Consider the following 13,992-nt stretch of genomic DNA (forward strand, 5'->3'; position numbering starts at 1 on the left):
GTCCCGAGCCCTCATGCGTTGAGGGCTCGGGAGTGTTTTGTTAAGGTGGCCGGCGAAATAGCGGCAGCGGGATGGAGTCGTGGCAAAAGTCAGTATCGTGGATGTGGCCAAAGCAGCTGAGGTGTCGGTATCGACCGTCTCGCTGGTGCTCAGAAAAAAGGGACACATATCCCAGGCCACGACCGACCGGGTGCATCAGGCCATGGCCGAGCTGGGGTATGTCTATAACCAGTCGGCCGCCAACCTGCGCAGTCAGAAGAGCAATGTCATCGGTCTGCTGTTTGACCGGCTCGAAAGTGACTTCTCCATCAAGATCCTCAAGTGCCTTATCCGCGAGCTGGAAAAGCAGGGCTTTATCGCCATGGTCAAGACTGGGGCGTTAACGGCGGATGCCTTGACGCTGGCGGTTAATGAGCTCAAGACCCAGCACGTGGCAGGCATCATTCTGGTGGCGGCGGGCTCGGTCGATGGTGGGTTGACGCCGGTGCTGAGTGCGGCCGAACTGCCCTATCAGGTGATGGCCAATCAGGGTGGATTAGGGATGAGCGATCTCATCGTCTGTGACCACTACAGTGACAGCCTGACCCTGACCCGTTTCCTGCTCGACTTGGGCCATGTCAGCACCGTGTTGTTCGGTGGCGAGTTGCACGATCCGGTGTTTGGCGAGCGGGCTAACGGTTATCTCGAAGCCTACCGCGAGCGCGGCATTCCGGCGCGCAAAGCTCATATCATCTATGCCGATACCGATCTCACCGGCCAGCGTCAGCGACTGGAGGCGGCGCTGCGTTCCGATAACAGCATCTCGGCGCTGCTTTGTCACTCACCGGCGGCCGCCATGATTGGCGCCCAGAGCGTGCTGAAACTGGGCTATGGCGTTGGCAAAGACTTTATCCTCTCCCAGCAAAAATACGTGACCTGCTTTCAGGAGGTGGACCGCCTCTCCGATGGGGTCATGGATCTCTCCTACATTCTGCTCCCCCTCGAAGAGATGGCCCATCACGCAGTCAGGCAGCTGCTGCAACGTCTCGATACGCCCGAGCCACTGCCCGGGCGTGCCTTTAGCGGCGCCCTGATCCGTTAACTCTGCGGTAGGTGGGTGAGCGGCTCAAGGCGGCTGTAGAGCTCACGAAACGTCGCATGCAACGCGCGGTAGTGGGCATGACGCGCCGCATCGGGAGTATGCACTTGCTCCAGCGCAAGGGCAGGCAGCAGCGCCGCCATCTCTTCGCCCGGATGACAGGCCAGCCGTGCCAGACGCGCAGCACCAAGCGCCGGTCCCACTTCGGCGCCACTGCGATATTCGAGCGTCATGCCGCTGATATCGGCCAGCATCTGCCGCCACAGGGCGCTGCGTGCACCGCCGCCAATCAGGGTGACCCGCTCGGGTTTGAGGCCGCACTCATGCACCGCGCTCATGCCATCGGCCAGCGCAAAGCCAACCCCTTCAAGCACGGCGCGGCAGAGATCGCAGCGCTTATGTTCATGGGTCAACCCGAAGAATGCGCCTTTCGCCTCCGGGTTGTTGTGCGGGGTGCGCTCACCGCTCAGATAGGGCAGAAACCACAGTGGGGTGGATGCCGGTTGTTCGCTTGCCACCTCGTCGAGCATGGCCGCCACGCTGGGCAGTCCGGTCAGGCGAGCCACCCAATCGAGGCACGACGCGGCGCTGAGCATCACCGACATCAAATGCCAGCGACCCGGCAGGGCATGACAGAAACTGTGCACCGCTTGCTCGGGGCGGGCGAGAAACCCGTCGCTTACCGCAAAGTAGACCCCGGACGTCCCAAGCGACAGCATCGCCTGTCCGGCCCGGTGCAAACCAACACCCACCGCGCCGGCCGCGTTATCGCCACCGCCTGCCACGATCGGAACTGGCTGCATACCCCAGGCGCGCGCTAGCTCGACGCTAAGGTGAGCGCAGATCCCATTACCTTCAAACAGCGCCGGCATGTGACGGCGCGATAGCCCGGTGGCGGCGAGCAGAGCATCACTCCAGTCCCGCTTGGCCACATCGAGCCAAAGGGTGCCGGCAGCATCAGAGAGATCGCTGGCAAAGGTGCCGCTCATGCGCCAGCGCAGGTAATCCTTGGGCAGCAGCACCTTGTCGATGCGGGCAAACAGGGCCGGCTCATGACGGGCCACCCACAGTAATTTGGGTGCGGTAAAGCCCGGCATCATCAGGTTGCCGGTGATCTGGCGTGAGGTGGGAACCCGCCGCTCCAGCTCATGACACTCGGCAGCGCAGCGCCCGTCGTTCCATAACATGGCGGGACGCAGCACCTGGCCCTTTGCATCAAGCAAGGTGGCGCCGTGCATCTGGCCGCTTAAACCAATGGCGCGCACGCCATCGAGCGCGACGGAGTGTCCTAGTGCTTTCACCGCTTGATCGGTGGCCTGCCACCAGTGGGCTGGATCTTGCTCGGACCAGAGCGGATGAGGCCGTGAGACCTCAAGCGGAGCGGTTTCACTGGCCAGCACCTGGCCAGCTTCATCCATCACGATGACCTTGACACCCGAGGTGCCCAAATCAATACCCAGATACATAACCGGTTCCTCGTCAAAAGAGTGCCCCCGGCGCAGAACCGGGGGCGTGGTGCTTAGCCGTGGACGTAGCGGCTGACCAGATTTTCCAGCGCTTCCTGATGACCGCTCTGATGCTGCGGTGCCAGGGCGTGCTGCTCGGTGTGGCGGGCGATTGCCTCCAGCGAGAGCTTGCCTTGAAGGATCTGCTGGCCGAGCTCACCGCTCCAGCCCGAGTAACGGCGCGATACCTGCTCGGCCAGATCCCCGCCTTCGAGCATGGTGGCGGCGATTTTCAGGGAGAGGGCGAGGGTGTCCATGGCGCCGATATGACCGTGGAACAGATCATATTTGTCAGTGCTTTGGCGACGAACCTTGGCGTCGAAGTTGAGCCCGCCGGTGGTAAAGCCGCCGGCCTTGATGATCTCGTACATCACCAGCGCATTCTCTTCGACGCTGTTGGGGAACTGGTCGGTATCCCAGCCCAGCTGCGGGTCGCCACGGTTGGCATCAATCGAGCCGAAGATGCCGAGCGCAATGGCGGTCGCTACTTCATGATGGAAGGTGTGACCGGCCAGGGTGGCATGGTTGGCTTCGATATTGACCTTGATCTCTTTCTCCAGACCAAACTGCTTGAGGAAGCCATAGACGGTGGCCACGTCATAGTCGTACTGGTGCTTGGTCGGCTCTTGCGGCTTGGGCTCGATCAGCAATGTGCCCTGGAAGCCAATCTTGTGCTTGTGCTCAACCACCATCTGCATGAAGCGGCCGATCTGTTCGCGCTCTTGGCGCAGGTCGGTATTGAGCAGGGTTTCGTAACCCTCACGGCCGCCCCACAGCACATAGTTTTCGCCGCCGAGGCGTTGGGTGGCCTGCATGGCGTGAAAGACTTGGGTGGCGGCCCAGGAGAACACTTCCGGATTGGGGTTGGTGGCGGCGCCTGCGCCATAACGTGGATGAGAGAAGCAGTTGGCGGTGCCCCACAGCAGTTTGACGCCGGTGGCCTCCTGCTTGGCGGCCAGCACGTCGGTCATGGCCGCGACGTTGTGGATGTATTCACGTACCGATGCACCTTCCGGCGCCATGTCCACGTCGTGGAAGCAGTAGTAGGGGGCATTGAGCTTGCTGAAAAACTCAAACGCCACATCGGCCTTGAGCTTGGCTTGTGCCAACGCTTCACCCGGTTGCTGCCAGGGGCGGTCGAACGAGCCGATACCAAACATGTCGGAGCCGTTCCAGCAGAAGTTGTGCCAGTAGCAGACGGCAAAGCGCAGGTGGTCGGCCATGCGCTTGCCCAGAACTATCTCATCGGGATTGTAATGGCGAAAGGCGAGCGGGTTGCGGCTGTGCGGCCCTTCATAACGAATACGGTCCACTTGGTCGAAATAAGTGTGCATGGTTGACTCCTTCGTGAATAAATCATCGGTGGCACGATTTATCTTGGAAGTGGAGCAACCACGGCCTCAACTACGATATTTCTCAGTGCGATTAAGATAATTAACAACTGTGCGCTACCTCGCATTTATTGACCCATTTTATTCAGGGTTATCCGAATTTCGTTGCCTGATATTTCTTTGTGGGTATGACGAAACATGATCCGGCTCATAAAACCGGAAACAAACCAAAAAACGTAATCGAACCAGAAAATTCGGCAATTGCCGCTGTTTGACTAGCTCGCTAACAATTCCCCCTGTCCTTGCAGTTCTGGAGATTGTCTTTATCCAAGGGGCGACATTCACTGCCGATCATGCATGAGGAGAATTACAATGAAATTGAAAACTATGGCTGTCACTGTAATGGCTGCGTTGACACTGTTGGCCGGGGGCGTTCAGGCCAAAGAGGTTAAAATCGGAATGGCCATCGACGATTTGCGGCTGGAGCGCTGGCAAAAAGACCGCGATATTTTTGTGAAAAAAGCCGAATCGCTCGGGGCCAAGGTATTTGTTCAGTCAGCCAACGGTAACGAAGAGACCCAGATGTCCCAGATTGAGAATATGATCAACCGGGGCGTCGATGTGCTGGTTATCATCCCCTACAACGGTCAGGTGCTGAGCAACGTGATCGCCGAAGCCAAGCGCGAAGGGATCAAGGTGCTGGCCTATGACCGCATGATCAACAACGCCGATATCGATTTTTATATCTCCTTTGACAACGAAAAAGTGGGCGAGATGCAGGCCAAGAGCATCCTGTCGCACGTACCGCAAGGAAACTACTTCCTGATGGGCGGCTCTCCGGTAGATAACAATGCCAAGTTATTCCGAAAAGGTCAGATGAATGTGCTGGAGCCGCTGATCAAGTCCGGCAAGGTCAAGGTGGTGGGCGATCAGTGGGTGGATGCCTGGCTGGCCGAGAATGCCCTCAAGATCATGGAAAATGCCCTGACCGCCAACCAGAACAAGATTGATGCCGTGGTGGCCTCCAACGACGCCACTGCGGGGGGGGCAATACAAGCCTTGGAAGCTCAAGGACTGGCTGGCAAGGTGGCCATTTCCGGGCAGGATGCAGATCTGGCCGGTATTAAACGGATTGTGACCGGCACCCAGACCATGACGGTCTATAAGCCGATCACCAAGCTGGCTGATACTGCTGCCCAGATTGCCGTTGATTTGGGGGATGGTAAGGCGCCGCAATCCAATGCCACTCTCAATAATGGTATCAAGGATGTGCCCTCTTATTTGCTGACCCCGATTGCCGTAGATAAATCCAATATCGACAGCACTGTGATTGCCGATGGTTTCCACAGCAAAGCGCAGGTTTATCAATAATGTCATGGTCGGGGCCGATTGCTTCGGCCCCGCATTGACACTGTTGACGTGACGGCATTAAGGCAAGGAGGGAATATGCCCTACCTGTTGGAAATGAAAAATATTACCAAGCAATTTGGTAGCGTCAAAGCTGTGGATGATGTGACGCTGCAGGTGGAAGCAGGGGAAGTTCTTTCCTTGTGCGGTGAAAATGGCTCCGGTAAATCCACGCTGATGAAAGTACTGAGTGGTATTTATCCGCATGGTGATTATTCCGGGAATATCTATTTTTCCGGCGAAGAGTTAAAAGCCAAAAATATCAGAGAGACCGAATCACGCGGGATTGCGATTATTCACCAAGAGTTGGCGCTGGTCAAAGAGATGAGCGTGCTGGAGAATCTCTTTCTCGGCGCCGAATGGGGGCGTTACGGCATTCTCGATTATGACCGGATGTATTTGCGCTGCCGTACCATGCTAGAGCAGGTACGCCTTGATATCGATCCCCACACCAAGGTGGGCGAGTTGGGGCTGGGTCAACAGCAGTTGGTCGAGATTGCCAAGGCTCTCAACAAACAGGTGCGCCTGCTGATCCTCGATGAGCCGACCGCATCACTGACCGAGCGGGAGACCGACATTCTGCTCGATATTGTGCGCGATCTGCGCAATCACGGCATCGCCTGCATCTACATCTCGCACAAGCTCAACGAAGTGAAGGCCATCTCCGACACCATCTGTGTGATCCGCGATGGCAAACATATCGGTACCCGCGCTGCTGACACCCTCAAGGAGGAGGAGATCATCGCCATGATGGTCGGGCGGGAGCTCAGCGAGCTCTACCCGATCAGTCAGCATCAGTGCGGCGAGGTGTTGCTCGAGGTGCGCAATCTGACCGCCTGGCATTCGGTCAACCGTCATATCAAGCGGGTGGATAACGCCAACTTCGTGCTGCGCAAGGGGGAGATCCTCGGCGTAGCCGGGCTGGTGGGCTCGGGGCGAACCGACATGGTGCAGTGCCTGTTCGGCGCGTATCCGGGCCGTTGGCAGGGGGAGATCCTGCTGGGCGGCAAGCCGGTGACCATCACCACCTGCCGCGAGGCGATGGATCTCGGGATTGCCATGGTGCCGGAAGATCGCAAGAAAGATGGCATCGTGCCCATCATGGGGGTGGGGGCCAACATCACGCTGGCGGCGCTCGACCATTACAGTACCGTGGCCAGTCTGCTTGACGTGGCGCGGGAGCAAGCGGCTATTGAGACCTCCCTGCAGCGACTGCGGGTCAAAACCTCCTCGGCTGAACTTGCCATCGGTCGCTTAAGCGGCGGCAATCAGCAAAAAGCCATTTTGGCTAAATGCCTGCTGCTCAATCCACGCATTCTGATCCTCGATGAGCCGACCCGTGGCATCGACGTGGGGGCCAAGCACGAGATCTACAAGCTCATCCATCAACTGGTGGAGCAGGGCATCGCGGTCATCGTGATCTCTTCCGAATTGCCCGAGGTGCTGGGGATCAGCGATCGGGTGCTGGTGATGCATCAGGGTCGCATCAAAGCCTGTCTGGACAACCATAACCTGACTCAGGAGCAGGTGATGGAAGCTGCATTAAGGAGTGAACACCATGCTGAAAACCTTGCCAGCTGATAGCGCCGGCGCTGCCGGGACGCGCACCAGCCTGAAAAAGATCAACCTGCAAGTGCTCGTGATGCTGGCGGCCATCGTCATCATCATGCTGTTCTTCACCTTTGCCACCGAGGGCTCATACCTCAGTGCCCGCAACATCTCCAACCTGCTGCGCCAGACTGCCATCACCGGCATTCTGGCGGTGGGTATGGTGTTCGTTATCATCTCGGCCGAGATCGATCTCTCGGTGGGCTCCATGATGGGGCTGCTGGGCGGGATGGCGGCCATTCTGGATGTCTGGTTTGGCTGGCCGCTGCCGCTCACCATAGTGGTGACACTGGTGTGTGGTCTGCTGCTGGGTGCCTGGAACGGTTGGTGGGTGGCCGATCGCAAGGTGCCCTCCTTTATCGTCACCCTGGCCGGTATGCTGGCATTTCGCGGCATCCTTATCGGTATCACCAACGGCACCACGGTAGCGCCGACCACCCCCGCCATGTCGCAAATCGGGCAGAGCTACCTGCCGGGAGGCGTCGGTTTTACCATCGGCAGCATCGGATTGGCGCTGTTTATCCTGTGGCAATGGCGGATGCGCACCCAGCGCCAGGCGCTGGGGTTGCCGGTTGCGACCGCCTCGGCCGAGAGTGGCCGGCACGGAGCCACGGCACTGATCGTGCTGGGCAGTATCTATCTGCTGAACGACTATCGCGGCGTGCCGACCCCGGTCTTGATATTGGTGGCCCTGATGCTGGCGGGGATCTTTATGGCCACCCGCACCGCCTTTGGCCGGCGCATCTACGCCATCGGTGGCAACATCGATGCGGCGCGTCTCTCCGGGGTGAATGTCGAGCGCACCAAGCTGGTGGTGTTTGCGCTCAATGGCCTGATGGTGGCGATAGCCGGCCTGATTTTGAGCTCACGGCTCGGGGCGGGCTCTCCGTCGGCCGGTAACATAGCCGAGCTCGATGCCATCGCTGCCTGCGTCATCGGCGGCACCAGTCTGGCCGGCGGCGTGGGCTCGGTCGCGGGCGCCGTGATGGGCGCGTTTATCATGTCATCGCTCGATAATGGCATGAGCATGCTCGATGTCCCCACCTTCTGGCAGTACATCGTCAAGGGCGCCATCTTGCTGCTGGCCGTGTGGATGGATGCCGCCACCAAGCGCCGTGCCTGATGCCGGCGCCGGCTGCCATCCCCCGGATGGCGATGGCAGCCGGCCCTGACTTGGCGCGCGATCACATTTGACATGTTACCCGCGCCGTTCCCGGCAGCGAATGTGCTATTGGATAGAGCTCCCGGAACCCCATCGGAGGTCACGCAACGCGATGTTTGCCAAACGCTACAGGATCACTTTGCTGTTTAATGCCAACAAGGTGTATGACCGTCAGGTCGTGGAAGGGGTAGGCGAGTATTTGCAAGCGTCCCAGTGTGACTGGGACATCTTTATCGAAGAGGATTTTCGCGCCCGCCCCGATACGCTGGCTACCTGGTTAGGTGACGGGGTGATCGCCGATTTTGATGATCCCGAGATTGAGGCGAAGCTTTGCTCGCTCACCATTCCTACCGTGGGCGTCGGGGGCTCCTATCACCGCATGGCGGACTATCCGCCGGTGCACTACATCGCCACCGACAACGATGAGCTGGTGCAAAGTGCCGTGCTGCATCTCAAAGAGCGGGGGCTGACCCGCTTTGCGTTTTACGGGGTGCCCGAGCACCCCGGCAAGCGCTGGGCACGGGAGCGTGAGCAGGCTTTTTTACGGCTGATGAGCCGCGAGATGTATCAGGGCATTGTCTATCGCGGCATGGAGACCACCCCGGATAACTGGCAATACGCCCAGAACCGGCTTGCCGACTGGCTACAAACCCTGCCGGGGCAGACCGGCATTGTCGCCGTGACCGATGCCAGAGCCCGCCACCTGCTGCAGGCGTGCGAGCATCTGGATATTCCGGTGCCGGAGAAGGTGTGCGTAATAGGCATTGATAACGAAGAGCTCACCCGCTATCTCTCCCGGGTGCCGCTCTCATCGGTGGCGCAAGGCACCCGGCAGATGGGGTATCAGGCCGCCAAGTTGCTGCATCAACTGCTGCGTGGCGATGCGCCGGCCAGCATGCAGCGCATCAGGGTGCCCCCGGCTCAGGTGGTGGCGCGCCGCTCGACCGATTACCGCTCGCTCAAAGATCCGTCGGTGATCCAGGCGATGCACTATATCCGCAACCATGCCGTGCGTGGCATCAAGGTTGAGCAGGTGCTCGATGCCATCGGCGTGTCGCGCTCCAATCTCGAAAAGCGCTTTAAAGAGGAGACCGGCCAAACCATTCACTCTGCCATCCATGAGGAGAAACTGCAGCGGGCTCGGCAACTGCTGGTGGGCAGCGAACTCTCCATCAATGACATCTCGCTGTCGTGCGGTTACCCCTCGGTGCAGTACTTCTATTCCGTGTTCAAGAAGGAGTATGCCAGTACCCCGCGTGAATATCGGGAGCGCCACTGCGGTGTCAGCCATGGCGGCGTATCGTGTGCGGGATAGTGGTCATATCCGGTTCAGTTTCTCCCCACTAGGATGACGCCCGCAGGTTGTGGGTGAGGGATCAGGGATGCTGAGGCTGGGTGTTGCGATCGTACTGTTGCTGCTGGGATTGTTTGCCACGTCGGTGGTGCGCTTGCACTGGCCAGAGCCGGTGCAGGCTGAGTTGCCCGCCTGGGATCTTGACACTCCGTCGTCGCTGCCAGCCATGAGCCATGAGCGCGAGCACTACACCCGCCTGAGCGCCCTGTTACTGCGTTGGGATGAGCTTATTCATGCTCTGCCGGGGGATGACTCCCCCCACTATTGGCTGGTCGAGCAACTCGACGCGCTAAAGAGCGCCTTTGTCAGCTACCCCTATCCCGATTGTCTGGTTTCTGCCGGGCGTGGGCTGGGGAATTACAGCGATGCGGTGGTGCTGGCACTCAAAGCAGAAGTGCCGGGTCAGAAGAGCCCGGCACTGTCAGAGACCTTTCGCCAGCACCACAGCTTGCGCCGGGCCATGGACGAACGTCTGGTTGAGTGTCAGTTAGCGCTGGATTAAACCGGCTTACTCGTCGTCGCCACCCGCCACGTTGACCGGTTCACCGATGGCATAGAAGTGGCCACCGGCTACATGGTGTATTGTGCGCCAGGCAGGGTCAGCCTCTTCAAAGTGCCAGTGGCCATCACGAAACACCCGCGCATCCGCCCAAGCAGATTCCACCTCACCGATAAAGAGATCGTACTGCTGCTGGTTATGGGGCTCGGGTACCAAGCGGCAGCAGAGCCAGGCGGCGCACCCTGCCACCAGCGGCAAGCTGAGGTCGGGCTCGGTGAGCAGGGTCACACCGGCATGAGCCAGTTTGTCGGGGTCGTCAGCCAGCGAGCGTGTTCCGACGGCATAGGCGAGATCGCGCTGGGCCACGGTGGGCAGTTGCAGCACAAAATAGCCGCTCTGCTCAATGAGTTCGCGGGTTTTGCAGCTTTTGTCGAGCACCACAGTGACTTTGGGCGGAGTGAAATCGAGGGCGCAGGCCCAGGCGGCCGCCATCACGTTATCCACGCCCTGATGACGGGCAGAGACCAGCACGGTCGGTCCGTGGTTAAGCAGGCGGGTGGCCTTGTCCAGTGGCACTGGCAGGATTGAGGATGTCATGCAGACTCCTTGCTATGAATCGAAACGGCCCATGATTGATGGTTCGGCCGCGCAGTGCAAGGGCTGCACATCAGGTGGACGCCTCTACCGCAAACAAGGCTTCTTGCTCCGGGCGCGCTAGCATGGACTGGATAAATTGCTCGATGGGAATAGGGCGACCAAACAGGTAGCCCTGCAGCATGTCCACGCCCTTGTCACACAGGTAGGCGGCTTGCGGCGAGGTTTCGACCCCTTCGGCAATCAGCCGGATCCCGAGACGGACGCCCAGATCAATCACGTTATCAACAATATGACGCGACAGGTGCTCGGTACCGATGCGTTGCACGAACGACTGGTCAATCTTGAGGGTATCGACCCGGAACTGCTGCAGATAGACCAGGCTCGAGTGGCCAGTACCAAAATCATCGATGGCCAGTTTGACGCCAAGGGCATCGAGTTGCTCAAACAAGGAGAGCGTTGGAATGTCGTTGGTCAGGGTTTCCCGCTCGGTGAGCTCCAGCGAAAGCTGGATCTTGCCGGGAGGGAAGGGGGCCAGAAATTCGCGGCAGGCATTGAGCAGGGTTAAGTCTTTGCAGCAGGCCGAGCTGATGTTGAAGCTGATATAAAATCCGTCAGGAATCTCTTCTATCTGCTGGCTCAGGGCGCTGGCCACTTTTTGCATCAGCTGCTCGGTCATCGGCATGATGAGCCCGCTGGCTTCCGCCTGCGGAATAAACAGATCCGGGTTGATCATCCCGACCGAGGGGTGGCGCCAGCGCATCAACACTTCGGCGCCGCGCACCTGCTGGGTGCGGGCATCCACCAGCGGTTGCAGGAAGGGGACAAACTCCTGAGCGCGGATGGCACGGGCCAGCTCGCCAATGGGAGAGCGAGGACGCCCCAGCAGCCACCACATAATGGCCGAAAACAGCAATGAGAAAGTAATGAGCACAATGACGCCAGCGCGCTGGCTATGCCAGATCGGCCAGAGACCCGGGGCCGGCGCGTAGAGCGAATAGACGCTGATGGGGTAATCGGCCGAGCGGGCGATGCCAAGATAGGGGGAGAGGGGCAGCTCATAGCCATGATGAAAGCGACCATCCCGGTCCAGCCAGTTGTCACCGACTCGGAGCCACGATACTGCCGCGCTGGAGGTGAAGGTCAGCAGATAGGTGAGATAATCGCTATCAATGACGGTCACGATTTCGCCACTGTGCACCACTTTTCTGACCGAGAGAAAGGGGTGTTCTGGGCTGACCGTATTGCCGGAGACGAGGGCCAGTTTGCCCTGCTCGAAGGTGGTGATGTTATCGACCCACTCGCGAGCACCGAAGATAGAAGAGCAATAAAACGTGCCGTCATGGGCCAGACTGATGGAGCGGACAAAGGAGGCAAGGGCGGCGGTTTTACTCAAATCCAGGGTGGCCGTGGCACAGGGGCGGTCAAGCAGGGAGATGACACCTTGATTGGTGGTATCGGCCTGCTCAATCATCTCTTCCATCAGGCGCAATATTCGGGCCGCTTGCAGGGCAGAGGCCTCTTGCAGCTGTTTTTCATAATCTTTTTGCAGCAGCCCAATCCCAAGTATCAGCGGGAGTATCAAGCACAAAAACGCACACCACAATCGTAGCCAGGGGCGCGAAAGATCCAGAAAAGGTATGGTCATGTTGAGTGCCGCAGTCCGGTTAATCATTATGTATTTATTGTGCGCATTAGGTGCATATATAAAGCATCTTATGCGGTCATCGCCTGTTTTGAAAATGAGATTCGACAGGTTTGGTCAAACAGGCTCAATCGTCCGAGGCATAGAATAGACATTCTGCATGCATATGTTACTAAAGAGTTTTTTGTCTTTAAGCCTTGGCCGGAATATCTTAAAGCAAAGTGTCAGGAAAGCCACTGTTGCGGCAGCATTTGACATGGCGCGCTCAAATGCCGGTGTTGTTCTTTTCGTTGGGGCCTTTTTGGATCTTTATCGGGCTAGGTCACAACAAGCGACCATGAGCCCGATTTTATAAAATATGCCTTTGCTTGGCCGCGTAATCAGGATGCGGCCGCGGGGTTAATTGGGGGCGATGAGTGGCCAAACCAGGCCAGCTTCTGGCCCAAGGTCACGACCGAGCCCACCATGATCAGCGCCGGACTGGCCACCCCCTCGGCCAAAGAGGGCAGCTGCGCCAGCGTGCCACTGATCACCCGCTGCGCCGGTGTGGTGCCCCGTTCAATCAGCGCGACCGGCATGCTGGCCGGCATACCGGCGTGTTGCAGCTGCTCGCTGATCAGCGGGCACAGCGACAGCCCCATATAAAACACCAACGTCTGTTTTGCCTCGCACAGGGAATGCCAATTAAGTTCGATGGCCCCCTCTTTACCATGAATGCTGACAAAGCGGACGCTCTGGGCATGATCGCGGTGGGTCAGGGGAATACCGGCATAGGCCGAGCAGCCGCTGGCCGCCGTGATACCGGGGATCACCTGAAAACCGATGCCACTGCCTATCAGCGCTTCGAGCTCTTCACCGCCACGGCCGAAGATAAACGGATCGCCGCCTTTAAGGCGTACCACCTTGTGGCCCTGGCGCGCCTCCTCAACGAGCCGCTGGTTGATCTCATCTTGTGGCACGCTGTGATGGCTGCGCTCCTTGCCAACAAACAGCTGGTGGGCGTCACGGCGCACCAGCGCCAGCACCTCCTTTGAGACCAGCCGGTCATAGATCACCACGTCGGCTTGCTGCAGATGACGCAGAGCGTGCAAGGTGAGCAGGCCCGGATCGCCAGGGCCGGCACCAACCAACACCACCTCCCCACGGCGAGCGGTGGCTTGCTCATCCAGCAGCTGCTCGGCGAGGCGTGTAGCGGCGGTTTCGTCACCACGCGCCAGTGCCTGACCAAGTCGATCGGCGCCGAGCAGCCGCTCCCAAAAGCCGCGCCGAGCGCTGGCCGGCAAACGGGCTTTGACCCGCTCACGCCAGCGACCGGCAAATTCGGCCAGTTTGCCCAGATGATGTGGCAGCAGGGCTTCTAGCTGTTCACGTAGCAGGCGGGCCAGCACCGGTGCCTGTCCGGCGCTGGAGATGGCAACCAGCAGCGGGGAGCGATCCACTATCGAGGGCATCACAAAACTCGAGAGCTCGGGGTCGTCGACCACGTTACAAAACAGGCGGCGGCGGGTGGCCACTTCAAAGACCTGCCGATTGACTTCGCGCCGGTTGGTTGCGGCGATCACCAGCCACATCTCATCCATATGCCCGGGAGCAAACGGCTCTTTTATCCAGCGTAAAGTCTGGTTGTCGGCCAGTGGCTGCAGCTCGGGGCAGAGCGCGGGAGAGACCAGGGTGACACAAGCACCGGCATCGAGCAGCAGACGGGCTTTACGCTCGGCCACCTGACCGCCGCCCACCAGCAGCACGGATTTGTTGGCAAGATGACTAAACAGGGGCAGGTAGTCCATGGGGCATCCTTGGGTCACGATA

11 protein-coding genes are annotated in these 13,992 nt (G+C 59.2%); 6 read left to right on the plus strand and 5 right to left on the minus strand.

Annotated elements, in window-relative coordinates:
• Positions 1–79: 79 nt before the first annotated feature.
• The gene (locus BW958_RS01870) at positions 80–1,081 is read left to right on the plus strand and encodes a LacI family DNA-binding transcriptional regulator (protein WP_076573741.1); all 1,002 of its coding nucleotides are present in this window, start codon (positions 80–82) and stop codon (positions 1,079–1,081) included.
• Here the strand turns inward: BW958_RS01870 and xylB are convergent.
• Both xylB and xylA read right to left on the minus strand, forming a co-directional pair.
• Positions 1,078–2,544, minus strand: a complete 1,467-nt coding sequence (gene xylB, locus BW958_RS01875; RefSeq protein ID WP_076573742.1) for a xylulokinase — start codon at positions 2,542–2,544, stop codon at positions 1,078–1,080. The genes BW958_RS01870 and xylB overlap by 4 nt on opposite strands.
• 53 nt (positions 2,545–2,597) lie before the next feature.
• Complete coding sequence (gene xylA / locus BW958_RS01880) at positions 2,598–3,917, minus strand: xylose isomerase (protein WP_076573744.1); 1,320 nt, start codon at positions 3,915–3,917, stop codon at positions 2,598–2,600.
• A gap of 369 nt (positions 3,918–4,286) precedes the next feature.
• Between xylA and xylF the strand changes: the two genes are divergently transcribed.
• The 5 genes from xylF (at position 4,287) to BW958_RS01905 (ending at position 9,947) form a co-directional block, all read left to right on the plus strand.
• Positions 4,287–5,285: a D-xylose ABC transporter substrate-binding protein gene (gene xylF, locus BW958_RS01885; RefSeq protein WP_076573746.1), complete on the plus strand. Its 999-nt coding sequence runs from the start codon at positions 4,287–4,289 to the stop codon at positions 5,283–5,285.
• A gap of 75 nt (positions 5,286–5,360) precedes the next feature.
• On the plus strand, positions 5,361–6,902 hold the full coding sequence (locus BW958_RS01890) for a xylose ABC transporter ATP-binding protein (RefSeq protein ID WP_076573748.1): 1,542 nt from the start codon (positions 5,361–5,363) through the stop codon (positions 6,900–6,902).
• The gene (locus tag BW958_RS01895; RefSeq protein WP_076573750.1) at positions 6,880–8,052 is read left to right on the plus strand and encodes a sugar ABC transporter permease; all 1,173 of its coding nucleotides are present in this window, start codon (positions 6,880–6,882) and stop codon (positions 8,050–8,052) included. Before BW958_RS01890 ends, BW958_RS01895 begins: the two co-directional genes overlap by 23 nt.
• Positions 8,053–8,203: 151 nt before the next feature.
• Positions 8,204–9,406 (plus strand): D-xylose utilization transcriptional activator XylR, encoded by a 1,203-nt coding sequence (gene xylR, locus BW958_RS01900; RefSeq protein ID WP_076573751.1) that lies wholly within the window; start codon positions 8,204–8,206, stop codon positions 9,404–9,406.
• 67 nt (positions 9,407–9,473) lie between these two features.
• The gene (locus BW958_RS01905) at positions 9,474–9,947 is read left to right on the plus strand and encodes a hypothetical protein (protein WP_076573753.1); all 474 of its coding nucleotides are present in this window, start codon (positions 9,474–9,476) and stop codon (positions 9,945–9,947) included.
• A gap of 6 nt (positions 9,948–9,953) precedes the next feature.
• On the opposite strand, the gene BW958_RS01910 is transcribed toward BW958_RS01905, so the two are convergent.
• The 3 genes from BW958_RS01910 to cysG form a co-directional block, all read right to left on the minus strand.
• Positions 9,954–10,541, minus strand: coding sequence for a flavin reductase family protein (locus BW958_RS01910; protein WP_076573755.1), 588 nt, complete (start codon positions 10,539–10,541; stop codon positions 9,954–9,956).
• A 70-nt stretch (positions 10,542–10,611) separates the two neighbouring features.
• On the minus strand, positions 10,612–12,186 hold the full coding sequence (locus tag BW958_RS01915) for an EAL domain-containing protein (RefSeq protein WP_076573757.1): 1,575 nt from the start codon (positions 12,184–12,186) through the stop codon (positions 10,612–10,614).
• Between the two features lie 377 nt (positions 12,187–12,563).
• Complete coding sequence (gene cysG / locus BW958_RS01920) at positions 12,564–13,970, minus strand: siroheme synthase CysG (protein ID WP_076573759.1); 1,407 nt, start codon at positions 13,968–13,970, stop codon at positions 12,564–12,566.
• Between the last annotated feature and the right edge of the window lie 22 nt (positions 13,971–13,992).

The sequence above is a fragment of the Aeromonas sp. RU39B genome (assembly GCF_900156095.1).
In the GTDB taxonomy this organism is placed as follows: domain Bacteria; phylum Pseudomonadota; class Gammaproteobacteria; order Enterobacterales; family Aeromonadaceae; genus Aeromonas.